Raw genomic sequence first — 25,712 nt, forward strand, 5'->3', positions numbered from 1 at the left:
TTAAAATGGATTGTAGTTTGAGAAAGGTTCGGCAATGGCCACACCAAAATTTTTCAGTCGGCACGTCGCCGCAAACTCGTCCTGACGATTCACAAACAGACATGGCTCACCTTCGCACTCGAGAACAGAGCACGGAACTTCAATATCGCTTAATGCCTGACTTAGTTTGTACATCACCGACCATGCGTTATCGCCATCCGGGCTAAGTAATTTAAGCGCCACCAGGCTGTTGTCGCCGCACTGTCCATTTTGCGGAATCGGTTCAACTTTCGAACCTGCGAAACCAGCAGACCAACGATAGTTCTGCGGCAGTCGATGGACGATTGAGAGTTGTAATGAAGTCACTTATTTTCCCCGGAAGCACATTTACTTCACAATTTATTTACATTAATTTTAACACATCATCAACAATCTGTCCTTCAACAGATCGTAAAGATTGATGCCTCGCCTGCGTGGCCGCTATTGTTCTGATTTAAATGATATCTGCGGGCGTGGTCACGTTTGCGGGGCTATATGTACCCGTTTCTGCGATCTAACTCAACCTTTTTAACTACAATGATGTGACTTTTTACATAAATTGAGTTTACATAAAATAAACATATATCGGGGGAATGATAGATTTGCGGTTGACATGCATCAACAAAGGAAGCCTTTTAGCTTCCCCGTTGTGCAATAGATCACCGTTTTTTCGGTCGACTGGCGTAAAGACAGAAGAGAATGGAACTGGTCGCACAGAAAGCAATGGACCAGATCATTGGCCATGCAGAGTTAAACGTCGCCAGCGAAAGCAGTGCACCAACAATGGCGCCAATACCAAAACGGAAGGTTCCTGCCAGCGACGACGCAGTTCCCGCCATATGGGGGAACTCATCCAGAATGACCGCCATCGCGTTAGAAGACACCATCGATACGCAGCCCACAAACGCCGCAACGCCAACCACCAGCGACCAGAATCCCAGCCCCAGTAGCGCGCTGATAACCATCCACGCCGCCATAATAAATTGTATCCATAACCCCGAGCGGAACATATTTAACGCGCCAATACGGCGAACGAAACGGCTGTTAAAGATGGTCATCACGAACAGGAAAACAATGTTTAGCGCAAAGTAATAACCAAAGTTTTCCGGCGCAACGTGGTTGATTTCAATGTAGACAAACGGTCCGGCGCTTAAGAACGAGAACATCCCGGCAAAGCTGAAACCACTGGCCAGCATATAACTCAGGACACGCTTATGGCGGAACAGCGCAGCAAAGTTACCTATAGTGGTACGAATGTGGAACGGTTGGCGACGCTCCGGCGGTAACGTTTCTTTGATCAGGAAGAAGATCATTGCCGAAGCCAGAATTGCCGCCACAGCGAGGATCCAGAAGATGTAATGCCAGCTCAACCACACCAGCACCCAACCGCCAACAATCGGTGCCATCAACGGTGCAATGGTGGTCACCAGCATGACAAACGACATCATCCGCGAGAACTCTTCTTTCGGGTAGATATCGCGCATCAAAGCGTTGATAACCACGCTGGCCGCAGCCGCAGCCAGACCGTGGAAGAAACGCATCACAATCAGCTGATCGATGGTTTGCGCCAGCGCGCACGCCACCGCCGCCGCGGCAAACACCAGCGTACCACCGAGGACAACCGGCTTGCGCCCGAAGCTATCCGCCATCGGCCCGTAAATTAACTGCCCCAACGCAAAACCCAGAATATAAGTACTCAGGGTCATCTGCGTGCTGCCCGCTGGCACACCAAACTGCGCTGAAATCACTGGCAGCGCGGGCAGATACATATCAATCGACAGCGGCATTAACATGGCCAAAAGGCCAAGGATAAAGACAATAGCAAACGACGAATGCTGTCGAGTGGTCACAACGGGCTCCTGAATAAAATGAAAGTGTTAACCGACGCTGGCAATTTCTTCTGCAGTTAATGGACGATATTCACCTGGGGCTAAATCTTCATCCAGAGTAATACCGCCAATGCGTTCACGATGCAGCTCAACCACGTGGTTACCCACGGCGGCGAACATGCGTTTCACCTGATGATAACGCCCTTCACTGATGGTCAGACGGACCTGCGTAGGGGTAATCACTTCCAGCACCGCTGGCTTAGTGAGATCTTTTTCGTTATGCAGCTGTACGCCTTTAGCAAATTGCTCTGCCGTATCGTCAGCTACGGGTGATTCCAGCGTCACCAGATAGGTCTTCTCGCAATGATGACGCGGAGAAGTAATGCGATGCGACCACTGACCGTCGTCAGTCATCAGCACCAGACCGGTGGTATCAATATCCAACCGCCCCGCTGCGTGCAGTTTCCACGCCACAGGTTCATCCAGAAAATAGAGCACCGTTGGGTGATCCGGGTCATCAGTTGAGCAAACATAGCCCTGGGGCTTGTTGAGCATGAAATAACGCGGGCCGTGTTGCTGCGCCAGCGGATTGCCATCATAAGCAACATCGTGTTCAGGGAGCAGTTTGAACGCTGCATTGCGGACGATTTCGCCATCAACGGTGACACGATTGCCGCGGATTTCACGCCCGGCAATAGCACGGCTAACACCGAGTTGCTGTGCGATAAATTTATCAAGTCGCATGTGTGTGATTTTGCCTGTAAAAACGGAGGTCGGGCATAGACCCGAAAATCAGAACTGTTGTCTGCCCAGTATAGCGGTCTAATAACTTCCCTCAAGGGAAAAAGATCCGTGGCATACTATTAGCAGATTAATCTACCTACGCTAAACCATGATTTTTACACTTCGTCCATACCAGCAAGAAGCCGTGGATGCCACGCTCAACCATTTTCGTCGTCATAAAACCCCTGCCGTTATCGTGCTGCCTACCGGAGCAGGTAAAAGCCTGGTGATTGCCGAACTGGCACGGCTGGCGCGTGGTCGTGTTCTGGTGCTGGCACATGTCAAAGAACTGGTGGCGCAGAACCATGCTAAATACCAGGCGTTGGGGCTGGAAGCCGATATTTTTGCCGCCGGGCTAAAACGCAAGGAGAGCCAAGGTAAAGTGGTATTTGGCAGCGTGCAATCGGTCGCCCGTAATCTTGATGCCTTTCAGGGTGAATTTTCGCTGTTAATTGTCGATGAATGCCACCGTATTGGTGACGACGAAGAGAGCCAGTATCAGCAAATCCTCACTCACCTGACAAAAGTGAATCCCCACTTACGCCTGCTGGGGCTGACGGCCACGCCTTTTCGACTGGGCAAAGGCTGGATTTATCAGTTCCATTATCACGGCATGGTACGCGGCGACGAGAAAGCCCTTTTCCGTGACTGCATTTATGAGCTGCCGCTGCGTTATATGATTAAACATGGCTATCTGACGCCGCCAGAACGGCTGGATATGCCGGTAGTGCAATACGATTTCAGCCGCTTGCAGGCACAGAGTAACGGGCTGTTCAGCGAAGCTGATCTCAACCGGGAATTGAAAAAACAGCAACGCATTACACCGCACATCATCAGCCAGATTATGGAGTTCGCCGAAAAGCGTAAAGGGGTGATGATTTTCGCCGCGACGGTTGAACACGCAAAAGAGATTGTCGGTTTGCTACCCGCAGAAGATGCTGCACTGATTACTGGCGACACGCCCGGCGCTGAGCGCGATGTATTAATTGAAAATTTTAAAGCCCAGCGTTTTCGCTATCTGGTCAACGTCGCGGTACTGACCACCGGATTTGACGCCCCGCACGTCGATCTTATCGCCATTCTGCGCCCTACCGAATCAGTGAGCCTTTACCAACAAATTGTCGGGCGCGGTCTGCGTCTGGCGCCGGGTAAAACAGATTGCTTAATTCTCGATTATGCGGGCAATCCTCATGACCTCTACGCACCGGAAGTTGGTACACCGAAAGGCAAAAGTGACAACGTCCCGGTGCAGGTTTTTTGCCCTGCATGTGGCTTTGCCAACACCTTTTGGGGCAAAACGACCGCCGATGGGACATTGATTGAACACTTTGGTCGCCGCTGTCAGGGATGGTTTGAAGATGGCGACGGTCATCGCGAACAGTGTGACTTCCGTTTCCGTTTTAAAAATTGTCCGCAATGTAACGCAGAAAATGATATTGCCGCCCGCCGTTGCCGCGAATGTGACACCATTCTGGTTGACCCGGATGATATGTTAAAAGCGGCGCTACGACTGAAAGACGCCCTGGTATTACGCTGTAGCGGCATGTCTTTGCAGCATGGGCACGACGAGAAAGGCGAATGGTTGAAAATCACCTATTACGATGAAGACGGCGCTGATGTGAGTGAGCGTTTCCGTCTGCAAACGCCCGCCCAGCGTACTGTCTTCGAACAACTTTTTATCCGCCCACATACGCGTACACCGGGCATCCCTTTGCGCTGGATAACCGCTGCCGATATCCTCGCCCAACAAGCGTTGCTGCGCCATCCGGATTTCGTCGTCGCACGAATGAAAGGCCAGTACTGGCAGGTGCGTGAAAAAATATTCGATTACGAAGGTCGTTTTCGGCGGGCGCACGAATTACGCGGTTAATGGTAGTTTTGATTGATGTATAAGGCGATTGAGTATAGAATCTCGCCCGCTTTTGCATACGCAAAGCAGATCACTTACCTGTTGCTGGGTCGCCTGTAGCAGGAATCATTTAAGAGAGAAAGAAATGTTTACTATCAACGCAGAAGTACGTAAAGAGCAGGGTAAGGGTGCGAGCCGCCGCCTGCGTGCCGCTAACAAGTTCCCGGCAATCATCTACGGTGGCAAAGAAGCGCCGCTGGCTATCGAGCTGGATCACGACAAAGTCATGAACATGCAAGCTAAAGCTGAATTCTACAGCGAAGTTCTGACCATCGTTGTTGACGGTAAAGAAATCAAAGTTAAAGCTCAGGACGTACAGCGTCATCCGTACAAACCGAAGCTGCAGCACATCGACTTCGTTCGCGCTTAATCGCTGAATAAGTTGAACAAAAGAAAACGGCCTTTACGGGCCGTTTTCTTTTTTAGCGACTGACAAATACCTGCACTACTTAATCTTCACATCAAACTGATGGCAGTTGTTGCAATAGAGTGGCTGTGGTTCCTTCTCATGTGACGTATGGCATACCGTACAGCGAATTTCCCCGCCATGAGAGTTATGGAAAGAAGCTACTCGTGTTTTACCCGACTCCGGATACTCTTTTAACACTGAGTTACCTTCTGAATCCTTCTTACCATGATAATAACGCTCACCAGGCGCATGGCAGCTAACGCACGTTGGCGTCATATTCTTGTTGGCTTTAACATCATCAACATGGCAGTTATTACATTCCAGACCAATGGTCTTGTGCATTTTCATGCCAACAATCTCTTGTGCACTGGCAGAAACCATACCGATAACGGTGCACATTACGCCAGCAAGAATGATTGTGACAATGTTCTTCAATAGCTTGTTCATTTGCCACCTCCCTGTGCCTGCATTCTGGTGCTTATAATATGTTTCGCTGCCATACGTCCCGACGTCAACGCAAAGCCAGAAGCCGATCCTTCAAGTACCAAATCATAGGAGCTGTCATACAGACCGCCCATATCCTGCCCGACAACATACAGACCCGGAATAATCTTCTCATTGGTATCGTAGACCTGCAGATCGCTGTTCATTTTCAAACCACCCAGCGTCAGGAAATAAGCCCGAATACCTTTCACGGCGTAATACGGTCCTTTATCCTGAAATTTAAACAGATGCTCTTTCTTGCGCCCCCAGTCAGGATCGAAACCTTCATCCGTATACTTGTTTACTTTCGCAATCGTCGCTTTCAGATTGTCTGCAGGAACATTGATCTGTTTTGCCAGATCGTCCAACGTTTCACCTTTAAACAACCACCCTTCTTTCATGCCGATCTCGATCGCCTGATCCAGCGCCTTCATCGGTTGCCCTGGCAACACAATGGCGTTAAACGGCGTGACCGGCCCTTCGTTAACCATCTTCTGACGCATTGCGTCATCCCAGACGGAATACATGACTCCGCCATTCATGGTGATAGCGTTATAAACGAGGGTAAAACTGGAACCGAGTGACTCATCAAAGAAACGCTCGCCTTGTCGGTTAATCCACAGGAATGGCTGGCTTAATGATGTTCTGGCCTGTTTTTGGTAATCCGCGCCATTAAACTGACGGATAGGAGGGTCTTGATCGACATATGGGCTATTGCCAGCAATGGTTTGCATCCCGGCAGTATCAGCGCCAATGTCTTGCCCCATTTTGATACCATCGCCTTCGCGTCCATCAATCAGGGGGCCACGTAGTTTGACCGGCACCATGTTTTTCTGATTCACATCGGTGATGTATTTTTCAATCATGTCACGGTTGTTGGCAAAACCACCGGTCGCCACAATCACACCTTTACCATAGGCAATGATTTTTTCCCCTGTTACGCTATTAACCGCTTCGACGCCAACGACATCACCGCTTTGTTTATCGCGAATAATCTTCTTAACAGGAGTTTCGGTGTAGATTTGACCACCGCCATCAAGGATCTTCTTGTAAAAGCTTTTAGTAACAGATGCACCGTTATGCTTATACATATGCCAGGTCCATAATGAATCTGACTGAGGATAAATGGTGGTTTTTAAGGTCGTAAACTCAACGCCATTACTGGCAACCCAATCAATGGTTTCGCCTGAGTTTTTCATTAATGCGTGCAATGCACTGGCATTGGCTCGCCAGTGATGGAAATCGATCGCCTTACCAAAGGCTTGATTCAGCGTGGCACCTTTCCCCTCTTTTTTCTGCATAAGGGTGCCAATGCCTAAACTGCCTTCAGGATAAACGCCTGCCCCTCCAAGGCTTGGTAGTTTTTCAAAAATAACAACCTTGGCTCCGCCCTGTACTGCAGTCAACCCTGCGGACATGCCAGAAAGCCCACCGCCAATAACAACAACATCTGTTTGGATTATTCTCTCACTAACTGGTTCGACGGATGGATTCGACAGATTGATATGCGGGATCTTATTCATATTTCTGTCAGCATAGGCGCTTAGGGAAAGCGCCGTTAATACCCCAGCTAATAAGAATCCCCTTTTTAGTTTCCTCATAACATGGTCCTTTTGCATAAAAATTTAAATCAACATGAAACCCTTCTTGTTTTTATTTGAAACCAAACAGACATGACATTCATGTATTAATGACTAATGAACTGCTGTTGCAACTGCTGGTAATTTATGTGCAATGCCGGCATGACAATCAATGCATGTTTTCCCCTCTTTAAGAGAAGCCTCATGGAACGGCGCCATAAATTTTTTCTGTAATTTAGAAATATCGTGGCAGTTTCTGCACTCCTGCGAATTATTTGCTTTCATTCTTGCCCATTCCGCTTTTGCCATTTCACCACGATGTGCATCGAATTTTTCAGCCGTATCAATTACGCCTGTCATATGACCCCAAACCTCTTTAACGGCGTGGGCTTTTCTGATCATCTTAGGGACAAATTCATCAGGAATATGGCAATCAGCACAAGCGACCTTCACGCCAGTACGATTACTGCCATGAATGGATTTTTTGAAGCTCTCGGTGAGGATGTTGTCTTTCATTTCATGACAACCCAGGCAAAAGCTGTCAGTGCTGGTGTTGTGAATGACCGTGTTCATGACGACAAATAAACAGCCACTGAATACAATGAGGGTAAAGATAAAACATACCAGTAACTTTCTGGTTAAAGAGAACGTTTTATTCGGTCGACAACACTTTTTATCTTCAGGATTTTCTTGCTCCATGCGGTGAATCCTTAAAATCATTCATACGATTAATATAATGAGTCAAACACAACGGCAATAATATTGACATTAAAAATATATTTGCATTTTATATAGGCAAAGCAAATAACAAAATATAACGCCAGGAAAACTCAATATAATTAAACAGAATGTTTTTTCCAGTGTTACAGCTCACAAAAAACGGCGGAAATAGTTACCAGACCGATTTATTATCGAATAAAGAGGAAGAGAAAAATATTTACTGCAACACTTAATATGATAACAGAGAAAATATTTTCGAATGAAAGGTCAATCAGCAAGTTATCTTACTCACTGATTGACAAGAATTGTGATTACCCCGCAACTGTTTCTCTAAAAAGAAACATTCGCGTTGGAGATTTAGTTCCCGCCAGACGTCCGGCGCTGCAATTGATCGCGCAAATTCGGCGGCGTACCTTTAATGGTCAGCGTATCGGTCGCTGGATCCCAGAAGATGCGTTCACCTAACAGCATCGCATCAAAGTTAATGGTCAAGCCACCGCCGCTACCGGCAAACTTCGTCAATTGACGCAGCGTGCTACGGTCTGCCGGGAAGCTCTCTTCCAGTTCGTAGCCTTTTTCAGCAGCAAACTCCGTGAAGCTCACTTCGCTGACGCCTGCCAGCTCCTTCGACAGCGATTCCAGTTCAATCTCTTCGCCGGCCTGCAGCTGCTCATTACAGTAGCTATAAACCTGCTGGCGCACGTTCTGTCGCTCTGCTTTATCCAGTTGCGCTTCGGCAGTGAAATCATCAACCGCTTGCAACAGACCGCGGTTTTGCGCTTTGGCGTTCAACCCTTCGCTGGCACCGAGGAAATCCATAAAGAAATCCGCCACTTTGCGTCCGACTCGCCCTTTCAGGAAAGTCAGGTAGCGTGTCGATTCCGGATTGGTTTCCCACTCAGTTAAATCAATACGCGCCACAATATCCGCATGATTGATATCAAGATAATGGGTCGGGTTGATGTCGAGATTTTCGTTGACGCGCATACTGCTTAGATTGCTCAGCACGCAAATCAGCAAATACTCAACTGCCAGATAACGATAGTGGCAAAACAGGACGAAACCGCCATCAGCAAACGGATATTTTGCCAGTTCGTCACGCAGGCGACCGGTTGCCGCGCGGCTAAATGCCAGAAAGTCCTCTTCGCCCTGACGTTGCAAGCGCAGCGTCTGCGCCAGTTCACTCTCTTCGCTGAACAATCCGTAGGCTTTGTTCTTGGCGCTATAGACCCGATGCAGCTCTGCCACCATCTCAACGACGGTTTCCGTCGGTTCCAGCAATGAATCGCGCAACACCAGCTCAAGGTTCTGCTCATCACGCTTGATAAGCTGGTGCAGAGCAATCTGGTTGATATCCAGACTCATGATAAACTCTCCTTTAAGACCGGGCGGTATTCAACCACCACCGGTAAAGCGACGCAATAAAAGATGGCGGCCATTTTACAGAAGGCTGCGTAAGGAGAATGATTGAAAGCATAAAAAAGCAGAAAAAAAACCGTTGCTACGGTAATATGTTGCCCTTTCATCAACTAACTGATTTCGATTTATGCCACAAATTTCCCGCTACAGTGATGAACAGGTTGAACAATTGCTCGCAGAGCTGCTCAACGTACTGGAAAAACATAAGGCTCCGACCGACCTTTCCCTGATGGTGTTAGGCAACATGGTCACTAACCTTATCAATACCAGCATTGCCCCGGCTCAACGCCAGGCAATTGCCAACTCTTTTGCCCGCGCTTTGCAGTCCTCGATCAACGAAGACAAAGCGCACTAAGGGAAACAGATAACAGGTTATGGTAACTCATCGTCAGCGCTACCGTGAAAAAGTCTCCCAGATGGTCAGCTGGGGGCACTGGTTTGCACTGTTCAACATTCTGCTCTCACTTGTCATTGGCAGTCGTTACCTGTTTATCGCCGACTGGCCGACAACGCTTGCGGGTCGTATTTATTCCTATGTAAGCATTATCGGCCACTTCAGCTTTCTGGTGTTCGCCACCTACTTGCTGATCCTCTTCCCGCTGACCTTTATCGTCGGCTCACAGAGGCTAATGAGGTTTTTGTCCGTCATTCTGGCCACTGTGGGAATGACGCTGTTACTGATCGACAGCGAAGTCTTTACCCGTTTCCATCTCCATCTTAATCCCATCGTCTGGCAGTTGGTTATCAATCCGGACGAGAATGAGATGGCGCGCGACTGGCAGCTAATGTTTATCAGCGTGCCAGTTATTTTATTGATTGAACTGGTGTTTGCGACGTGGAGCTGGCAAAAGCTGCGCAGTCTGACGCGTCGTCGACGCTTCGCCCGTCCGCTGGCCGCATTCTTATTTATCGCCTTTATCGCCTCACACATGGTGTATATCTGGGCCGATGCTAACTTCTATCGCCCTATCACCATGCAGCGCGCTAACCTGCCGCTTTCGTACCCGATGACGGCACGACGTTTTCTTGAGAAGCATGGTCTGCTTGATGCGCAGGAGTATCAACGCCGTCTGATCGAGCAAGGCAATCCAGACGCTGTTTCCGTACAGTATCCGTTAAGCGAATTGCGCTACCGCGATATGGGCACCGGGCAAAATGTGTTGTTGATTACTGTCGATGGCCTGAACTACTCACGCTACGAGAAGCAGATGCCTGCACTGGCGGGTTTTGCCGAACATAATATTTCGTTCACGCGCCATTTGAGTTCCGGCAACACCACCGACAACGGTATTTTTGGCTTGTTCTATGGTATCTCGCCAAGCTATATGGACGGTATTCTGTCGACCCGTACGCCTGCGGCGTTAATTACCGCGCTCAACCAGCAAGGCTATCAGTTGGGCTTATTCTCGTCAGATGGCTTTACCAGTCCGCTGTATCGCCAGGCATTGTTGTCAGACTTCTCGATGCCGAGCGTACATACACAATCCGATGAGCAGACCGCCACGCAGTGGATCAACTGGCTTGGCCGCTACGCGCAAGAAGATAACCGCTGGTTCTCGTGGGTATCTTTCAATGGCACCAATATTGATGACAGCAATCAGCAGGCATTTGCCCGGAAATATAGCCGCGCGGCAGGCAATGTTGATGACCAGATCAATCGCGTCCTGAATGCGTTACGTGAATCCGGGAAACTGGACAACACGGTGGTGATGATCACTGCTGGTCGCGGCATTCCGCTGAGCGAAGATGAAGAAACCTTTGACTGGTCACGTGGCCATCTTCAGGTGCCATTAGTCATTCACTGGCCAGGCACACCGGCACAGCGTATTAATGCCTTGACCGATCATACTGATCTTATGACCACGCTGATGCAACGCCTGCTACACGTCAGCACGCCTGCCAGCGAATACTCACAAGGTCAGGACTTGTTCAATCCTGAGCGCCGTCATTACTGGGTAACAGCCGCGGATAACGATACGCTGGCAATTACCACACCGAAAATGACGCTAGTACTGAACAATAACGGTAAATACCGCACTTACAACTTACGTGGTGAAAGAGTGAGAGACGAAAAACCACAGTTGAGTTTGTTATTGCAGGTGCTGACAGACGAGAAGCGTTTTATCGCTAACTGATTAATTATAAATCAGTTAGCAAAATATCTTACTTGCAATCGGTGTGGAAAACGGTAGTATAAGCAGCCACGAGTCGGCACGTAGCGCAGCCTGGTAGCGCACCGTCATGGGGTGTCGGGGGTCGGAGGTTCAAATCCTCTCGTGCCGACCAAAAATCCCAAGAAAACCAACCGCAAAGGTTGGTTTTTTTATATCTACGTCATTCCCCTTCTACCCACACTTACAGTTTTCACTACATGCCCATACATAAAATGGGGTAACATTCACGCGCCTGGTAGCGTAACCAACGCTACGCTCAAACATAATGATTCTAATAAAACCTCAGGAGACTACTATGCCTGAAGCAACGCCTTTTCAGGTGCTGATTGTGGATGATCATCCACTTATGCGACGCGGTGTTCGTCAGTTACTGGAGCTTGACCCTGGCTTTGAAGTGGTCGCCGAAGCAGGCGACGGCGCTAGTGCTATCGATCTGGCGAATAGACTGGATATCGACGTGATCTTGCTGGATCTCAATATGAAAGGTATGAGTGGCCTGGATACCCTCAATGCCTTGCGCAGGGATGGCGTTACCGCGCAAATTATAATCCTGACCGTTTCAGATGCCTCCAGCGATATCTTTGCATTGATAGACGCAGGCGCTGACGGTTATCTGTTGAAAGATAGCGATCCGGAAGTGTTGCTGGAAGCGATTCGCGCCGGAGCAAAAGGTAGCAAAGTCTTTAGTGAACGCGTCAGTCAGTACTTACGCGAGCGTGAAATGTTTGGCGCTGAAGAAGACCCCTTCAGCGTGCTAACGGAGCGTGAATTAGATGTTCTGCACGAACTGGCACAAGGACTGTCCAATAAGCAGATCGCTTCGGTACTGAATATTTCTGAGCAGACGGTAAAAGTCCATATCCGCAATCTGCTGCGTAAACTCAACGTCCGCTCACGCGTGGCGGCCACCATTCTGTTCCTGCAACAACGCGGGGCGCAATAAAAAAATAGCCCGATGGTTTTACCATCGGGCTGATATTGATGACAAACGCAAAACTGCCTGATGCGCTACGCTTATCAGGCCTACGCGGATCGAGCAATGTATTGAATTCGCACGATTTTGTAGGTCGGATAAAGCGTTTACGCCGCATCCGGCATAAACAAAGCGCACTTTGTTATCAATCTGGCCCCGATGGCATCACCATCGGGCTGATATTGATGACAAACGCAACACTGCCTGATGCGCTACGCTTATCAGGCCTACACGGATCGAGCAATGTATTGAATTCGCACGATTTTGTAGGTCGGATGAGGCGTTTACGCCGCATCCGGTATAAACAAAGCGCACTTTGTTATCAATCTGGCCCCGATGGCATCACCATCGGGCTTCTTCTTATTTACTTTCGTGTGGTGATAAATGCTGCATCGCCTGCGCGATACTGCGTTCAATCACCGCACGGCGAGTATCGTTGGCAGGTAAGAGTTTCAACATCATCTCCCACGCGGCAACGGCTTCGCCAAATCGCTGCTGCTCAAAGGCATTAAACGCATACATGCTTAACACACGGATATTGCTATGGTCCGTTCTCACCAACTGACGCAGCAGTTCGCCGCCGAGGCGGTTGTCGCTGGGATCAGATGAACGTGTCAACGCTTCAGCGTAACCCAGTGCGGCATCACTGTTCTTCGGATCGAGGCGATACGCAGTGGCGTATGCATCGGTCGCGATACTGGCGTTACCCAGCGCCATGCCAACGCGGCCCAACATAATCCAGCCTTCTATATCTCCCGGATTTTTTTGCAGTTGAGTACGCATTCCAAGTGCAAGGCGCGACATCTCTTCTTCATTGAGCGGATCGGCTTTCGGATCCAGCGCCCTGTCCAGCAATGCCGGAGCCTGCGCCGTGGCCTGCTGCCAGATTTTTACCTGCTGATAATTGCCAGTCTGGTAGTAGCCGACACCTGCCACAATCAACGCCACAACAATACCCGGCAGGTAAACAGCAAATCCGGCACGCTTACCTTCCGGCACGCTTTGTTCAGGAAACTCCTCCACTGCCAGCCGTACACGCCGCCGCGAGCGGGCATAAATAACCCAACCGCCGATACCAATAGCTACCACTGGCAGCACCCACAGCAAGACGGTCAGCGGCGTTAACGGCGGATCGTAAGTGACGAAGTTGCCGTAACGCGCCACCATATAATCGACAATCTCCTGCTTGCTTTTACCTTCCTGCATCAGTTCGTACACTTTCTGGCGCAGGTCGGTCGCAATCATCGAGTTAGAATCGGCAATGCTGTTGTTCTGGCATTTCGGGCAGCGTAGTTCTTCAGTGAGTTGGCGAAACTGCTGTTCCTGCGCTTCATCCTTAAACTGCAACACATCGATGGTCGCCAGCGCTGAACCGGAGATCATCAGCATCAGCACACCCAATAAAAACCTCATTGTGCGGCCTCCTTACTGTATTTCTCCCACAGCGGCTTGATCTCTTCTTCCCAGACGCGAGGATTGAGATCGCCCGCATGGCGATAGCGAATGATGCCGTTGCCGTCAATAAGGAACGTTTCCGGCGCGCCATAGACACCGAGATCCAGCCCTAACATGCCGTCGCCATCAAACAGGCTTAGCGCGTAAGGATTGCCCAGCTCTTTCAGCCAGCTGATTGCCTTCTGGCGATCGTCTTTATAGTTCATGCCGACCACGCGAATGCCCTGCGCAGAAAGCTGATTCAGATATTGATGTTCCGCACGGCAGGTCGGACACCAGGTCGCCCAGACGTTAAGCAGCACCGGTTTGCCCTGAGTCAGCACATCCGCCTGATAAAACTGCCCCGGATTGTCCAGTGATTCGAGGCGAAATTTCGGCACAGGCTTGCCAATGAGCGCCGATTCCAGATTGGTCGGATCATCCCCTTCGGCATTACGCGCCAGCTGCCACAGCAGCGCCGCGGCAATCGCCAGGAAGATAATCAAAGGAAGTAACAATACTTTGCGCTTCATACAGCCTCCGGCGCAGTTTTTTGCGGGTTCACGCGCTTACGATAGCGAGGATCAAACAGGCACAGCATCCCGCCCAACGCCATCATCAGCCCGCCCGCCCAAATCCAGCGAACAAACGGTTTGTAGTAAAGGTGCACAGCCCACGCGCCGTTTTCCAGCTCTTCACCGAGCGCGGCGTACAGATCACGCGTGATGCCGCCGTCAATCGCCGCTTCGGTCATCATCGACCCGGCAGTGTTGTAATAACGTTTTTCCGCATACAGCACCGTTTCCGGTTTACCCTCTCGCGTTACGCCGATAGTCGCCACACCACCACGCCAGTTCGGGCCAGTCACCTCTTTGACATCACGGAAGGTGAAGCGATATTCATGAATATCGACGCTATCGCCGGGCTTCATGCGCACATCACGCTCGACGCTATAGTTCTGGCTAAAGGCAATGCCAACAATTGTCACCGCCAGCCCCAGGTGAGCCGCCACCATCCCCCAATAACTGAAGGTGGTTTTCGTGCCGCGTGAAATACGCAGCACAGCTTCCGCAATTGCCAGCACCGCAATCCAGCAGGCCATTGCCAGGCCGAGCACCGTCATCGCCACAACTTTGCTTTCGAACAGCCACGGCAACAGCAGAGACAACACCAGCGTAGAGATGAAGGCGATAATCAACAAATTGCGGATTTTACGCGGTCGGTCGCGCCCCCAACGCACCAGCGGACCAATGCCCAGCACCAGTGCAAATGGCACCATCAGCCAGGTAAACATGCTGTTAAAGAACGGTTCGCCAATCGAAATGCTGCCCAGTCCCAGTTGCTTGTGCACCAGCGGTAGCAGCGTCCCCAGCAATACCACCAGCATCGCGGCGACCAGCAAAACGTTGTTCGCTAACAGCAAAGATTCCCGCGACCACAGCGCATTGTTTACGCGTGAGCGAACTTTGTGTCCACGCGCGGCAAACAGCAGCAGCGAACCGCCAATCACCAGCACCATAAAGGCGAGGATAAACATACCGCGCGCCGGATCAGACGCAAACGCGTGTACCGATACCAGCACGCCAGAACGCACCAGGAAAGTCCCCAGCAGACACAGCGAGAAGGCACTGATTGCCAGCAGTAATGTCCACGCTTTGAAGCTGGCGCGTTGTTCAGTGACCGCCAGCGAGTGCATCAGCGCAGTCCCCACCAGCCACGGCATAAACGAGGCATTTTCTACCGGATCCCAGAACCACCAACCGCCCCAGCCGAGTTCGTAATAGGCCCACGCGGAACCGAGTACGATGCCGAGCGTCAGGAAGATCCACGCTGCCAGCGTCCACGGACGAGTAAAACGCGCATAAGTGCTGTCCAGACGCCCACTCAGCAAAGAAGCAATGGCAAAAGCAAATGCCACCGAGAAACCAACGTACCCCATATAAAGCAGAGGCGGATGGAAGATCAGCCCCGGATCCTGCAACAACGGGTTAAGGTCGCGCCCTTCAATCGGGAAGTTCGGCAATGTGCGTGAGAACGGGTTAGAGGTAAAGAGAATGAACAGCAAAAAGCCGACGCTGACCATCCCCATTACCGCCAGTACGCGCGCCACAATATCCAGCGGAATACGCTGGCTAAAAATCGCCACCGCAAACGTCCAGCCGCTCATTAGCAGCACCCACAGCAGTAGCGAACCTTCATGCGCCCCCCACGTGGCCGCCACGCGATACCACACCGGAAGCTGGGTATTGGAGTTACTGGCGACATAGGTGACGGTGAAGTCGTTTACCACAAAGGCGTTAACCAGCACCAGAAACGCGCCAGCCACGCACATAAACAGCAGCCAGGCAAACAGCCGGGAGGAGGCCATCATCCGCGCATCTCCACGCGCCACACCCCATAGCGGATAAACAGACAGCAAAAGTGCAATCCCTAACGCCAGGCACAGCAGTCCGTTACCAATTTCTGGCATCATGATGCGGGATCCTTATAAGCACTTGCCGGGCGACGATGGTTAGCATCCATCGCCTTTTCAACTTCTGGCGGCGTGTAGTTTTCGTCGTGTTTCGCCAGTACTTCTTTAGCGTGGATATGATTGCCTTTTTCCAGTTCGCCCTGAACCACAACACCCTGCCCTTCACGGAACAGGTCCGGCAAAATGCCTTCGTAAGAGACATCCACTGAACCTTCAGCATCGTAAATGGTAAACGTCACTTTCAGTGAGTCAGGATCGCGCTGCACGCTACCCGGCATCACCATCCCGCCCACGCGCAGACGCTGACCAACTTCCGGCATCTGCTGCGTTTCACGCTTTCCGTAGAGAATTTCTCCCGGTGTATAGAAAAGATCGATATTAGAGCGCAGCGCATACAGCACCAGACCGATGGTCAGCGCCAAACCTGCCAACACGGCGCAGGCAATCCACAAACGATTTTTACGGCGAATATTCATGCGGCCTCCTGCTGTTGCATGGCACGTAACCGCGCCTCACGCGCCCGCTGTTGCGCCACACCACGCAAAATTGCGCGATGCCGCATCACCGAGTGCACGACCAAAGCCACCAGCGGAATAACGGTCATCACCACCGCCAGCCAGACAAAAAAGGCGTAACCGCCCATTGCGAAAAATTCATTCCAGGAAGCAAATGCAGGGGTCATTTACGGCCTCTTTTCAGTATCAGTTCACTCACCCACGGACGGCGTTTTTCCATCAGCAAAATCAAATTGCGCATCCGCATTAGCGTCAGCATGGCAGAAAGCAGCAGGAAGCCAAAAATCGACCAGCGCAGCGGCGAACGCATTGCCGGATCGATACTTTGCTGCATCCGCGTTGATCCCTGATGTAGGGTGTTCCACCACTCCACGGAATAATGAATTATCGGCAGGTTCACCACGCCAATTAGCACCAGAATACCTGCCGCACGGCCCGCCAGACGGCGGTCGTCGAAGGCGTGCCACAGGGCAATCACACCAACATACAAAAACAGCAGCACCAGTTCAGAAGTCAGACGCGCGTCCCACACCCACCAGGTGCCCCACATCGGTTTTCCCCATGCAGAGCCAGTAACCAGGGCAATAAAAGTAAATACCGCGCCAATAGGCGCCATCGCCGCGACCGCCAGGTTAGCCATTTTCATCTGCCAGACAAGACCGATGAACGCCGCTACCGCCATCGAGGCATAAATACCCATCGACCAGATTGCCGCTGGCACATGTAGATAAATAATGCGATAGCTATTTCCTTGCTGATAATCAGCCGGAGCAAAGCCGAATCCCCAGATCCAGCCGACGGTGAGCACGACCACACTGGCGATTGCCAGCCACGGTATAAACCAGCCACAGATTTGATATAACCGTGGAGGGATCGCCAGTTGATGTAGTGTTTTCCACATAGTTTCGATACCAGACTCGAACAAAAATCAGTAATCCAGCGTTATTGAATGCTGATTCGTAACGCTGCCGCCGTCGCAAAAGGACTTAATGTCGCGGTGCCAGCCAGCAACGCGCCTAAAATTGCCAGATACCCGTCCACGGGCAAATGCATCGAAGCCGCGTCCATCGCAGCGGTGGCAAAGATGAGTAAGGGGATGGTGAGTGGTAACACGAGAATACTGAGTAGCACTCCACCGCGCTTAAGTCCGACCGTCAGCGCCACGCCTGGCGCACCAAGAAAGCCAAGCGTGGGGGTTCCCAACAACAGCGTAAGCGCCATCACTTGCCAACCGTACACGTCCATTCCCAGTAGCAATGCCACCAGTGGTGAGAGAATGAGCAGGGGCAAACCTGTCACCATCCAGTGCGCCATCACCTTCGCCAGCACAACGGCGGGCAAGGGTAATGGCAACAACATCAGTTGTTCAAGACTGCCGTCCTGCAAATCGTCACGAAACAGTCGCTCCAGCGCCAGCAAAGAGGAAAGCAGCGCCGCCACCCAGATAATGCCCGGTGCAATCCTCGCCAGCAATTGCGGCTCCGGACCGATACTAAGTGGAAAAAGGGTAATAACAATCAGGAAGAACCACAGCGGGTTAGCGATTTCGGCGCTATGGCGAAACGCCACGCGCAGCTCAAGACGGAAAATGCGCCAGAACATCATGCGCCCCTTGTATGCGTCAGAGAAATGCGGCGGATTTTACTTTCAGCAACGTTGAGCGGCTGGTGGGTGGTCAGAATCACAATTCCCCCCTGCTCCGTATGCTGCGCCATGCGCTGGGTCAGACGATCGACGCCGTTGACGTCAATCGCGGTAAAAGGTTCGTCGAGGATCCACAACGTAGCGCGGGTCAGCCATAATCGCGCCAGCGCGACGCGGCGTTGTTGCCCGGCAGAGAGCTGGTTTACGGGAATATCTTCGAATCCGGCAAGCCCGGCCTGCGCCAGAGCGTCCAGACATTGTGCGGTATCACCGTCACGGTGATAGAAGTGCAGATTTTCTAACGCCGTCAGCCGGGTTTTAATCCCCGGCTGATGGCCTATCCATAACAGGTTTTGATGGTAGCTGTCGCGTACCTGATGCAAGGGCTGCCCTTGCCAGAGAACCTCACCGGCGTCAGGACGAGACAACCCAGTCAGCAGACGAAGAAGCGTTGTCTTCCCCGCACCGTTGCTGCCGGTGATTTGTACCCACTCTCCTGCGTTCAGCGTAAATGACAAACCACTAAACAAGGTTCGTTCATCCCGCTCGCAGAGCAATTCTCTGGCTTCAAGCATCCCCACGCAATGACATCCTGTTAAAAACCTGGTTCAACTTCGCGCATATCGGGTAGCTTGTGCGCGATCCCTTTATGGCAGTCAATACAGGTTTGCCCATCTTTCACCGCTTGATCGTGCATCTTCGCGGCAACACCTTTCTGGGCGGTTAAATCCATAAACTCGAAGTTGTGACAGTTACGGCACTCCTGCGAATTGTTGTCCTTCATTCGCCGCCACTCATTCTGTGCCATAGTCAGGCGATGAGCTTCGAATTTCTGCGGCGTGTCAATAACGCCCAGAATTTTACCATACAGCTCTTTACTTGCTTTGAGCTTGCGTATCATTTTCGGCACAAACTCGTGCGGAACGTGACAATCCGGACAGGTCGCACGAACGCCGCTACGGTTGTTGTAATGCACGGAATCCATGTATTCCTGATACACCGTGTTGCGCATTTCGTGGCAGCTAATGCAAAACTCTTCAGTGTTAGCTTTTTCCATCCCGGTGTTAAAGCCGCCCCAGAAGACGATGCCGCCAACAAAGCCGATCAACAGCAGCGTCCCCAGCGCCAGACGGCTGGGGGTACGCCACCATTTCCACAGGCGCTTAATCAGACCAGGCTTACGGTCAGAATTTCCCATAATAACCTCTTATTTCCCGTAACCTTTTGATGGGGTAAAGGTATTCCCCACGATTGGCGCGGTATCGGCCTGCGGTACGTGACATTGCAGACAGAAATAACGACGCGGAGCCACTTCTGCGCCCACTTTGCCGTCGCTGTCCATAAAGTGAGTAGGACTGATGCGCGGTGCGCCAGTGGTGCGATAGCTTTCAACACCGTGGCACTGTAAGCAGCGGTTGGTATTGGTCGTTACCTGATAACCTTCAACGCTATGCGGGATCATTGGCGGCTGATTCACATAGTTCAGCGGCATCCGATCCTGCTCTTTTGGCATCCGAATGGCCCCTTCCTGCGTCCCGGATACTTCCGGCGACTGGCTAAAATCGACGCCATTTGCCGCCCAAACCGCGCCGCTCACCACCAGGGCCAGCATCGCCGTCCATTGACACAGCGCTTTCTTCAGGTCATGGCTTTTCATGATTTCGCTCCCGAACTCCATCGTGTAGTTATTGTAAATACATCCTCAGAACAGACATCCACGCAGCGACCGCACGTCATGCAATCGCGGCTGGTGACCTGCACCGGGCTTTGTTCATCCAGCACCGGGGCACGTAGCACATGCGGTTCCGGGCAAACATGAAAACAATCCATACAGCGGTTACATTTCTGCCGATCGGTGGCCGCAACGGTAATTACACCTTTGCTACCCAACACGCCATACAGCGCGCCGACCGGACAAATATGCCCGCACCAGCCGTGTTCAACGACCAGTAGATCAAATAAAAACAGCGCGAGAATAAGCAGCGCGCCGCTACCGAATCCCATTACCAGGCTACGCCCCATCAGTGAAACGGGGTTGATCCATTCCCAGATGAGCGTGCCAGTTAAGGCTGATCCCACCAGAATGACCACCAACAGCACGTAGCGAATGTGGCGAGGGATCGTCGCAGACTGATTGAGATCAAATCGTCTGCGTAACCAGTTTGCTAAATCGGTAATTGGGTTCAGCGGACAGACCCAGCTGCAAAATAATCGCTTTCCTGCCAGGGCGTAGAGTACGGTGATAATCACCGCACCGATCAGCGCCACCGTGGCAGGCAGATGACCGCTGGCAAGGCTTTGCAGCGTCATCAGCGGATCGGTCAGCGGAACGGTGTCGAATAACAGGCTACTGCTGTAGTTGCCATGCAAGATCCACACACCAAACCACGGGCCGCTCAAAAACATTCCCAGCACGAAGAACTGACAAAGGCGACGCAACACCAGCCAACGGTGACTGCGCCACCAGCCTTTCTTCGCCAGCGCCTCGCGCCCGGCGTCACGTTTACGATTTGCCATTGTTCCCCTCCAGCCAGCCGAAGCGGTAATGGTAACCTAACTCCCCTTTCGCCAGTGACAGCGGTAACACCTTGATTGCCGGTTGTTCCAGCACACACACCTTTTCGCACTTACCGCAGCCGGTACAGGCGTCGCTGTGAACTGTTGGCAGAAAACGGGCGTGCTTACCGGTACGCGTGTTGCGCTCCAGCTCCAGGGTGATTGCCTCATCAATTTTCGGGCATTCGCGATAACAAACATCACAGCGCAGCCCCTGAAAGTTGAGACAGTTTTCCTGGTCCACCAACACCGCCAGCCCCATCCGCGCGTCGTCGATCGATTCGATCTCACGATCCAGCGCGCCGCTGGGGCATACTTTGGCGCACGGGACGTCCTCACACATTTCGCAAGGAATATCCCGCGCGACAAAATACGGCGTACCTGCCGACAGACCAGAGGCCAGCGTCGCCAGTTTTAAGGTGTCGTAAGGGCAAGCCTGAACACACTGACCGCAACGCACACAGGCACTGGCAAAGGCGTTCTCGTTTATGGCTCCGGGCGGGCGCAACCGCACGCCAGATGCGCGTGCGGTTTGCTGTTGTAACCCCAGCGCCACACCCACGGCAGCCAGACCGCCTGCTGTGCGAACAACATCGCGCAGAAAGCGGCGGCGACCATTTTGAGGTTTCGCTGACCGGGACATAATGGTTTACACCTTCTCCAGTTTGACCGCGCACTTCTTGAAGTCCGTCTCTTTCGAGAGCGGATCGGTCGCGTCCAGCGTCAGTTTGTTAACCAGCTGTGCGGCGTCGAAGAACGGCATGTACACCAGGCCCTGCGGCGGACGGTTACGACCGCGCGTTTCGACAATCGAGATCACTTCGCCACGGCGAGAAACCACTTTCACTTTGTCGCCACGACGCAGATCGCGCGCTTTCGCATCCAGCGGGTGAATAAACAGGACCGCTTCCGGGAAGGCGCGGTGCAGTTCCGGTACACGGCGAGTCATACTGCCGGTGTGCCAGTGCTCCAGAACGCGTCCGGTAGAGAGCCACAGGTCGTACTCTTCATCCGGAGCTTCCGCCGCCGGTTCGAACGGCAGCGCGAAGATCACCGCTTTGCCATCCGGTTTACCGTAGAACTTATAGCCTTCGCCCGCTTTCACGTACGGGTCGTTACCTTCGCTGTAACGCCACTGCGTTTCTTTACCGTTCACCACCGGCCAGCGCAGACCGCGCGCTTTGTGGTAGTCATCGAACGGCGCGAGATCGTGACCGTGACCGCGACCAAACCATGCGTACTCTTCGAACAGCCCTTTTTGCAGATAGAAGCCCAGCTCGCGGGATTCATCGTTCAGCTGATCTTCCGCCAGTTCGGATACCGGGAATTTGCTCACTTCGGGGGTGGCATACAGAACTTCGTACAGCGTTTTGCCACGCAGTTCCGGTTTCTTCGCCAGCAGCTCTTCCGGCCATACTTCTTCAGTTTTGAAGCGGCGGGAGAACTGGACTAACTGCCAGAGATCCGATTTCGCTTCGCCTGGCGCCTGTACCTGCTGACGCCAGAACTGAGTACGGCGTTCGGCGTTACCGTAAGCGCCCTCTTTCTCTACCCACATTGCGGTCGGCAGGATCAAGTCCGCTGCCAGCGCACTGACTGTCGGATACGGATCGGAGACGATGATGAAGTTGCGCGGATCGCGCCAGCCCGGCATACGCTCTTCATTAATGTTCGGCCCGGCCTGCATGTTGTTGGTACACATGGTCCAGTAAACATTCAGCTTGCCGTCTTTCAGCGCACGGTCTTGTGCCACCGCGTGCAGACCGATTTTCGCCGGAATGGTGCCGCTCGGGATATTCCACTTCTTCTCGCAAATATCACGATGTTTCTCGTTAGTCACCACCATGTCCGCAGGCAGACGGTGAGCAAAGGTGCCCACTTCACGCGCAGTACCACACGCGGAAGGCTGCCCGGTCAGGGAGAACGGACCGCAACCCGGCTGGGAAATTTTGCCGGTCAGCAGGTGCAGGTTGTAGACCAGGTTGTTGGCCCACACGCCACGAGTATGCTGGTTGAAGCCCATCGTCCAGTAGGAGATGACTTTCTTGTTCGGATCGGCATACAGCTGCGCCAGTTGTTCTAACTGGTCTTTCGGCACGCCGGTCATTTCAGCGGTTTTTTCCAGCGTATACTCAGCAACGAAGGCTTTGTAATCTTCGAAGCTCATCGGTTCGGAGGCGTCAGAACCCGGATTCTTCGCTGCTTTTTCCAGCGGATGGGTCGGACGTAAACCGTAGCCGATGTCCGTCGCCCCTTTGCGCAGGTTAACGTGCTTGCTGAAGAAGTCCTGATTTATCGCATTGTTTTGAATGATATAGTTGGCGATGTAGTTCAGGATCACCAGGTCAGATTGCGGCGTAAAGATGATGCCGTTATCCGCCAGCTCGAAGCTACGATGCTGGTAGGTAGAAAGCACCGCCACGGTGACGTTCTGGTTAGAGAGACGACGGTTAGTGATGCGCGACCAAAGAATCGGGTGCATCTCCGCCATGTTCGCGCCCCACAGCACAAACGCGTCAGCCTGTTCGATATCGTCATAGCAGCCCATCGGCTCATCCATACCAAAGGTACGCATAAAGCCAACCACCGCCGACGCCATACAGTGACGCGCGTTCGGGTCGATGTTGTTCGAGCGGAAGCCCGCTTTAAACAGCTTGGACGCAGCATAACCTTCCCAGATAGTCCACTGACCAGAACCGAACATACCGATCGATTCCGGCCCTTTTTCTTTCAGGGCGGTTTTGAATTTCTCTTCCATCACATCGAAGGCCTGATCCCAGGTGATTGGGGTAAATTCGCCTTCTTTGTCATATTTACCGTTTTTCATACGCAGAAGCGGCTGCGTCAAACGGTCTTTACCGTACATGATTTTGGGCAGGAAATAGCCCTTAATGCAGTTCAGACCACGGTTAACCGGTGCATCCGGGTCGCCCTGACAGGCCACCACACGCCCCTGCTGCGTTCCGACCAGAACGCCGCAACCGGTACCGCAGAAACGGCACGGCGCTTTATCCCATTTAATGGCTTCCTGCTGACCAACAACGGCGCGGGCAACGCCCGGCACGCTGAGACCGGCAGCCGCCGCAGCGGCCGCAACGGCGTTAGCTTTCATAAAGCTACGACGACTGAGTTTCATGGTGTTTCCTCACCTTGCTCTTCCTGCTGGTGATAAACCAGCGACACCGCCAGCACGCCCTCTACGTTGCGTACTGACTCAATGGTTTGGATCAGCGTTTCGCTGTCTTCTGCTTCCACCACCACAATCAACTGACCGCTCGGCGCGTCGCTGACAGCAACTTCACAGCCGGGAAAGGCGTTCAGTTGGGTGCTGATGTCTGAAATTCGTTCGCTTTTGGCCTGCACGACCAGGCTGCAAACTTGCCAGTTAGTGTGCATGGAGATACTCCGCAGTTATGGCTGATACCGGACAACTGGCTGCACATGCTCCACATCCGTTGCAAAGTTGGCTATTAAGTTGCGGCTGGTAGATCCCGGAGAGCGTCGGGCGAAAGATAATTGCCATTGGCTCACAGCTATCCTGACAGCGGCGGCATTCAACTGACTGATACGCCAGGCACGCGTCCCCAATGGTGAACTGCAAATCCCAGGCCCTGGTGTGGCGCGGAGAAAATAGCGATTCGGGGCAAGCCTGCGCGCAGGCGTAACAGAAGCTGCACTCGTTATTTTTGAAATTAACGCTCGGATAGCCACCCGCACCGCGTTGCAGAATGTTGTTTTCACAAGCATTAATACAGGCATCGCAGCGGGTGCAATGGGTCAGAAAATGAGATTCATCACCGGTCCAGGGCGGACGGATACCGTTACTGGCTTTGCGCCAGCGACCAGTGAGTATGCCCCGACGGGATGCATCAATCTTCACATTGACCTTCCATCATTAACGCGCTCTGAAAATTGAGAGCGACCAAAGAAACCGCGTAATTAATAAGCCATTTTTATAGGCGCTAAGATATTAAAGGATGTGTCAAAGATGCATACCCCGATCGGGGTAAAACCTGTAGCAGGATCAAAAGAGTGGCGGGAAGGCTGGCAAAAATGGGCTTTTATTCACATTTCAAACGGTTATAAACAATTTTACATAGCGATAAATTCACCAAAGATATTTATCCAGCCTTCGCCATCCATCAGCATATAACTCCAAAAGAGAAGGTAAAGTTGTCTGAATATTCTATGCATTATTCATAAAGCAAATTAATAAATCTGATGAATATGTTAACCTTCAGCGACATCATCGGTGAAAACCTATAAATGAAGAAGGAAAGCAAAAATGAAGACTATTCTACCTGCAGTATTGTTTGCCGCTTTCGCCGCCACCTCAGCCTGGGCGGCAGACAGCGTCCAGCCACTGGAAAAAATCGCTCCTTACCCGCAAGCTGAAAAAGGGATGAAGCGTCAGGTGATTCAGTTAACTCCGCAAGAAGATGAATCTACCCTGAAAGTAGAACTGTTAATCGGTCAGACGCTGGAAGTTGACTGCAATTTGCATCGTCTCGGCGGAAAACTGGAAAGCAAAACGCTGGAAGGCTGGGGCTATGATTATTATGTCTTTGATAAAGTTAGCTCCCCGGTTTCCACGATGATGGCCTGCCCGGATGGCAAAAAAGAGAAGAAATTTGTCACCGCGTATCTGGGCGATGCCGGAATGCTGCGTTACAACAGCAAGCTGCCGATCGTGGTGTATACGCCAGACAATGTAGATGTGAAGTACCGTATCTGGAAGGCGGAAGAGAAGATTGACAACGCGGTAGTTCGCTAAACACAGCGTAACGCCCGTC

Annotated in this window: 29 protein-coding genes and 1 tRNA gene; 8 read left to right on the forward strand and 22 right to left on the reverse strand. The window is 51.9% G+C overall.

What is annotated here, in order from left to right; genetic code table 11:
• The 3 genes from D9741_RS14640 to rsuA all read right to left on the reverse strand — a co-directional run bounded on the left by D9741_RS14640 (window position 1) and on the right by rsuA (window position 2,591).
• Entirely contained in the window at window positions 1–345 is a 345-nt protein-coding gene (locus D9741_RS14640) for a YejG family protein (protein WP_064526789.1), read from the reverse strand.
• 332 nt (window positions 346–677) lie between these two features.
• Complete coding sequence (gene bcr / locus D9741_RS14650; RefSeq protein WP_000213385.1) at window positions 678–1,868, reverse strand: multidrug efflux MFS transporter Bcr; 1,191 nt, start codon at window positions 1,866–1,868, stop codon at window positions 678–680.
• Between the two features lie 27 nt (window positions 1,869–1,895).
• Window positions 1,896–2,591, reverse strand: a complete 696-nt coding sequence (rsuA, locus tag D9741_RS14655; RefSeq protein ID WP_130207114.1) for a 16S rRNA pseudouridine(516) synthase RsuA — start codon at window positions 2,589–2,591, stop codon at window positions 1,896–1,898.
• Window positions 2,592–2,739: 148 nt separating this feature from the next.
• Here rsuA and D9741_RS14660 point away from each other — a divergent pair, with 148 nt between their 5' ends.
• A complete protein-coding gene (locus tag D9741_RS14660; RefSeq protein WP_130217094.1) occupies window positions 2,740–4,500 on the forward strand; it encodes a DEAD/DEAH box helicase in 1,761 nt (586 codons plus the stop codon).
• Window positions 4,501–4,624: 124 nt separating this feature from the next.
• Window positions 4,625–4,909, forward strand: coding sequence for a 50S ribosomal protein L25 (gene rplY / locus D9741_RS14665; RefSeq protein ID WP_000494183.1), 285 nt, complete (start codon window positions 4,625–4,627; stop codon window positions 4,907–4,909).
• A 75-nt stretch (window positions 4,910–4,984) separates the two neighbouring features.
• Here rplY and D9741_RS14670 read toward each other — a convergent pair whose 3' ends face one another.
• From D9741_RS14670 to yejK, 4 genes are all read right to left on the reverse strand, one after another.
• Window positions 4,985–5,395 carry a cytochrome c3 family protein gene (locus D9741_RS14670; RefSeq protein WP_130217092.1) on the reverse strand — a complete coding sequence of 137 codons (411 nt, stop codon included), beginning with the start codon at window positions 5,393–5,395 and terminating at the stop codon, window positions 4,985–4,987.
• Entirely contained in the window at window positions 5,392–7,032 is a 1,641-nt protein-coding gene (locus D9741_RS14675) for an FAD-dependent oxidoreductase (RefSeq protein WP_240725519.1), read from the reverse strand. Before D9741_RS14675 ends, D9741_RS14670 begins: the two co-directional genes overlap by 4 nt.
• Window positions 7,033–7,125: 93 nt before the next feature.
• Window positions 7,126–7,710, reverse strand: coding sequence for a NapC/NirT family cytochrome c (locus D9741_RS14680; protein WP_130217090.1), 585 nt, complete (start codon window positions 7,708–7,710; stop codon window positions 7,126–7,128).
• A gap of 378 nt (window positions 7,711–8,088) precedes the next feature.
• Window positions 8,089–9,096 carry a nucleoid-associated protein YejK gene (gene yejK, locus D9741_RS14685; protein ID WP_130207118.1) on the reverse strand — a complete coding sequence of 336 codons (1,008 nt, stop codon included), beginning with the start codon at window positions 9,094–9,096 and terminating at the stop codon, window positions 8,089–8,091.
• 181 nt (window positions 9,097–9,277) lie between these two features.
• Between yejK and D9741_RS14690 the strand changes: the two genes are divergently transcribed.
• From D9741_RS14690 to narP, 4 genes are all read left to right on the forward strand, one after another.
• Window positions 9,278–9,505: a YejL family protein gene (locus D9741_RS14690; RefSeq protein ID WP_001135667.1), complete on the forward strand. Its 228-nt coding sequence runs from the start codon at window positions 9,278–9,280 to the stop codon at window positions 9,503–9,505.
• 19 nt (window positions 9,506–9,524) lie between these two features.
• On the forward strand, window positions 9,525–11,285 hold the full coding sequence (yejM, locus tag D9741_RS14695) for an LPS biosynthesis-modulating metalloenzyme YejM (protein ID WP_130217088.1): 1,761 nt from the start codon (window positions 9,525–9,527) through the stop codon (window positions 11,283–11,285).
• 74 nt (window positions 11,286–11,359) lie between these two features.
• Window positions 11,360–11,436: transfer RNA gene (locus D9741_RS14700), tRNA-Pro, on the forward strand.
• Window positions 11,437–11,619: 183 nt separating this feature from the next.
• Window positions 11,620–12,267: a nitrate/nitrite response regulator protein NarP gene (gene narP / locus D9741_RS14705; RefSeq protein ID WP_064526779.1), complete on the forward strand. Its 648-nt coding sequence runs from the start codon at window positions 11,620–11,622 to the stop codon at window positions 12,265–12,267.
• Window positions 12,268–12,657: 390 nt separating this feature from the next.
• Here narP and ccmH read toward each other — a convergent pair whose 3' ends face one another.
• From ccmH to napF, 15 genes are read right to left on the reverse strand one after another with little or no spacing between them, the layout of a single operon-like run.
• Window positions 12,658–13,710 carry a cytochrome c-type biogenesis thiol:disulfide oxidoreductase CcmH gene (gene ccmH, locus D9741_RS14710; RefSeq protein ID WP_130217086.1) on the reverse strand — a complete coding sequence of 351 codons (1,053 nt, stop codon included), beginning with the start codon at window positions 13,708–13,710 and terminating at the stop codon, window positions 12,658–12,660.
• A complete protein-coding gene (gene dsbE, locus D9741_RS14715) occupies window positions 13,707–14,264 on the reverse strand; it encodes a thiol:disulfide interchange protein DsbE (protein WP_033545454.1) in 558 nt (185 codons plus the stop codon). Before dsbE ends, ccmH begins: the two co-directional genes overlap by 4 nt.
• The gene (ccmF, locus tag D9741_RS14720; protein WP_130217084.1) at window positions 14,261–16,204 is read right to left on the reverse strand and encodes a cytochrome c-type biogenesis heme lyase CcmF; all 1,944 of its coding nucleotides are present in this window, start codon (window positions 16,202–16,204) and stop codon (window positions 14,261–14,263) included. Before ccmF ends, dsbE begins: the two co-directional genes overlap by 4 nt.
• Complete coding sequence (gene ccmE / locus D9741_RS14725) at window positions 16,201–16,680, reverse strand: cytochrome c maturation protein CcmE (protein ID WP_130217082.1); 480 nt, start codon at window positions 16,678–16,680, stop codon at window positions 16,201–16,203. The genes ccmF and ccmE overlap by 4 nt, the downstream gene beginning before the upstream one ends.
• Window positions 16,677–16,886: a heme exporter protein CcmD gene (ccmD, locus tag D9741_RS14730; protein WP_130217080.1), complete on the reverse strand. Its 210-nt coding sequence runs from the start codon at window positions 16,884–16,886 to the stop codon at window positions 16,677–16,679. Before ccmD ends, ccmE begins: the two co-directional genes overlap by 4 nt.
• Window positions 16,883–17,620 (reverse strand): heme exporter protein CcmC, encoded by a 738-nt coding sequence (gene ccmC / locus D9741_RS14735; protein WP_089667007.1) that lies wholly within the window; start codon window positions 17,618–17,620, stop codon window positions 16,883–16,885. The genes ccmD and ccmC overlap by 4 nt, the downstream gene beginning before the upstream one ends.
• Window positions 17,621–17,661: 41 nt before the next feature.
• Window positions 17,662–18,324: a heme exporter protein CcmB gene (gene ccmB, locus D9741_RS14740; protein ID WP_000971724.1), complete on the reverse strand. Its 663-nt coding sequence runs from the start codon at window positions 18,322–18,324 to the stop codon at window positions 17,662–17,664.
• Window positions 18,321–18,944 carry a cytochrome c biogenesis heme-transporting ATPase CcmA gene (gene ccmA / locus D9741_RS14745; RefSeq protein ID WP_214678548.1) on the reverse strand — a complete coding sequence of 208 codons (624 nt, stop codon included), beginning with the start codon at window positions 18,942–18,944 and terminating at the stop codon, window positions 18,321–18,323. The genes ccmB and ccmA overlap by 4 nt, the downstream gene beginning before the upstream one ends.
• Window positions 18,945–18,958: 14 nt before the next feature.
• The gene (gene napC, locus D9741_RS14750) at window positions 18,959–19,561 is read right to left on the reverse strand and encodes a cytochrome c-type protein NapC (protein WP_130207128.1); all 603 of its coding nucleotides are present in this window, start codon (window positions 19,559–19,561) and stop codon (window positions 18,959–18,961) included.
• A 9-nt stretch (window positions 19,562–19,570) separates the two neighbouring features.
• Complete coding sequence (gene napB, locus D9741_RS14755; RefSeq protein ID WP_000835174.1) at window positions 19,571–20,020, reverse strand: nitrate reductase cytochrome c-type subunit; 450 nt, start codon at window positions 20,018–20,020, stop codon at window positions 19,571–19,573.
• Window positions 20,017–20,880 carry a quinol dehydrogenase ferredoxin subunit NapH gene (gene napH, locus D9741_RS14760; RefSeq protein WP_130217078.1) on the reverse strand — a complete coding sequence of 288 codons (864 nt, stop codon included), beginning with the start codon at window positions 20,878–20,880 and terminating at the stop codon, window positions 20,017–20,019. Before napH ends, napB begins: the two co-directional genes overlap by 4 nt.
• Window positions 20,867–21,562: a ferredoxin-type protein NapG gene (gene napG, locus D9741_RS14765; RefSeq protein WP_130217076.1), complete on the reverse strand. Its 696-nt coding sequence runs from the start codon at window positions 21,560–21,562 to the stop codon at window positions 20,867–20,869. Before napG ends, napH begins: the two co-directional genes overlap by 14 nt.
• 6 nt (window positions 21,563–21,568) lie before the next feature.
• On the reverse strand, window positions 21,569–24,055 hold the full coding sequence (gene napA, locus D9741_RS14770) for a periplasmic nitrate reductase subunit alpha (protein WP_000778067.1): 2,487 nt from the start codon (window positions 24,053–24,055) through the stop codon (window positions 21,569–21,571).
• A complete protein-coding gene (gene napD / locus D9741_RS14775; RefSeq protein WP_000557378.1) occupies window positions 24,052–24,315 on the reverse strand; it encodes a chaperone NapD in 264 nt (87 codons plus the stop codon). Before napD ends, napA begins: the two co-directional genes overlap by 4 nt.
• Window positions 24,305–24,799, reverse strand: a complete 495-nt coding sequence (gene napF / locus D9741_RS14780; protein ID WP_130217074.1) for a ferredoxin-type protein NapF — start codon at window positions 24,797–24,799, stop codon at window positions 24,305–24,307. The genes napD and napF overlap by 11 nt, the downstream gene beginning before the upstream one ends.
• A gap of 108 nt (window positions 24,800–24,907) precedes the next feature.
• Here napF and D9741_RS23795 point away from each other — a divergent pair, with 108 nt between their 5' ends.
• Entirely contained in the window at window positions 24,908–25,072 is a 165-nt protein-coding gene (locus D9741_RS23795; protein ID WP_276319961.1) for a hypothetical protein, read from the forward strand.
• 132 nt (window positions 25,073–25,204) lie between these two features.
• Complete coding sequence (eco, locus tag D9741_RS14785; RefSeq protein ID WP_105284969.1) at window positions 25,205–25,693, forward strand: serine protease inhibitor ecotin; 489 nt, start codon at window positions 25,205–25,207, stop codon at window positions 25,691–25,693.
• Window positions 25,694–25,712: the final 19 nt, after the last annotated feature.

The organism is Escherichia sp. E14V7 (assembly GCF_004212225.1).
Lineage (GTDB): Bacteria > Pseudomonadota > Gammaproteobacteria > Enterobacterales > Enterobacteriaceae > Escherichia.

Coding starts and splice junctions, on each gene's coding strand:
- ccmD (WP_130217080.1), bottom strand. CDS start 16,886: ATGACCCCTGCATTTGCTTCCTGGAATGAATTTTTCGCAATGGGCGGT.
- narP (WP_064526779.1), top strand. CDS start 11,620: ATGCCTGAAGCAACGCCTTTTCAGGTGCTGATTGTGGATGATCATCCA.
- ccmF (WP_130217084.1), bottom strand. CDS start 16,204: ATGATGCCAGAAATTGGTAACGGACTGCTGTGCCTGGCGTTAGGGATT.
- yejK (WP_130207118.1), bottom strand. CDS start 9,096: ATGAGTCTGGATATCAACCAGATTGCTCTGCACCAGCTTATCAAGCGT.
- napH (WP_130217078.1), bottom strand. CDS start 20,880: ATGGCAAATCGTAAACGTGACGCCGGGCGCGAGGCGCTGGCGAAGAAA.
- ccmE (WP_130217082.1), bottom strand. CDS start 16,680: ATGAATATTCGCCGTAAAAATCGTTTGTGGATTGCCTGCGCCGTGTTG.
- dsbE (WP_033545454.1), bottom strand. CDS start 14,264: ATGAAGCGCAAAGTATTGTTACTTCCTTTGATTATCTTCCTGGCGATT.
- D9741_RS23795 (WP_276319961.1), top strand. CDS start 24,908: ATGCATACCCCGATCGGGGTAAAACCTGTAGCAGGATCAAAAGAGTGG.
- rsuA (WP_130207114.1), bottom strand. CDS start 2,591: ATGCGACTTGATAAATTTATCGCACAGCAACTCGGTGTTAGCCGTGCT.
- D9741_RS14675 (WP_240725519.1), bottom strand. CDS start 7,032: ATGAGGAAACTAAAAAGGGGATTCTTATTAGCTGGGGTATTAACGGCG.
- napG (WP_130217076.1), bottom strand. CDS start 21,562: ATGTCCCGGTCAGCGAAACCTCAAAATGGTCGCCGCCGCTTTCTGCGC.
- yejM (WP_130217088.1), top strand. CDS start 9,525: ATGGTAACTCATCGTCAGCGCTACCGTGAAAAAGTCTCCCAGATGGTC.
- D9741_RS14670 (WP_130217092.1), bottom strand. CDS start 5,395: ATGAACAAGCTATTGAAGAACATTGTCACAATCATTCTTGCTGGCGTA.
- D9741_RS14690 (WP_001135667.1), top strand. CDS start 9,278: ATGCCACAAATTTCCCGCTACAGTGATGAACAGGTTGAACAATTGCTC.
- napA (WP_000778067.1), bottom strand. CDS start 24,055: ATGAAACTCAGTCGTCGTAGCTTTATGAAAGCTAACGCCGTTGCGGCC.
- rplY (WP_000494183.1), top strand. CDS start 4,625: ATGTTTACTATCAACGCAGAAGTACGTAAAGAGCAGGGTAAGGGTGCG.
- napD (WP_000557378.1), bottom strand. CDS start 24,315: ATGCACACTAACTGGCAAGTTTGCAGCCTGGTCGTGCAGGCCAAAAGC.
- napB (WP_000835174.1), bottom strand. CDS start 20,020: ATGAAAAGCCATGACCTGAAGAAAGCGCTGTGTCAATGGACGGCGATG.
- eco (WP_105284969.1), top strand. CDS start 25,205: ATGAAGACTATTCTACCTGCAGTATTGTTTGCCGCTTTCGCCGCCACC.
- ccmC (WP_089667007.1), bottom strand. CDS start 17,620: ATGTGGAAAACACTACATCAACTGGCGATCCCTCCACGGTTATATCAA.
- D9741_RS14660 (WP_130217094.1), top strand. CDS start 2,740: ATGATTTTTACACTTCGTCCATACCAGCAAGAAGCCGTGGATGCCACG.
- D9741_RS14680 (WP_130217090.1), bottom strand. CDS start 7,710: ATGGAGCAAGAAAATCCTGAAGATAAAAAGTGTTGTCGACCGAATAAA.
- ccmB (WP_000971724.1), bottom strand. CDS start 18,324: ATGATGTTCTGGCGCATTTTCCGTCTTGAGCTGCGCGTGGCGTTTCGC.
- ccmH (WP_130217086.1), bottom strand. CDS start 13,710: ATGAGGTTTTTATTGGGTGTGCTGATGCTGATGATCTCCGGTTCAGCG.
- napC (WP_130207128.1), bottom strand. CDS start 19,561: ATGGGAAATTCTGACCGTAAGCCTGGTCTGATTAAGCGCCTGTGGAAA.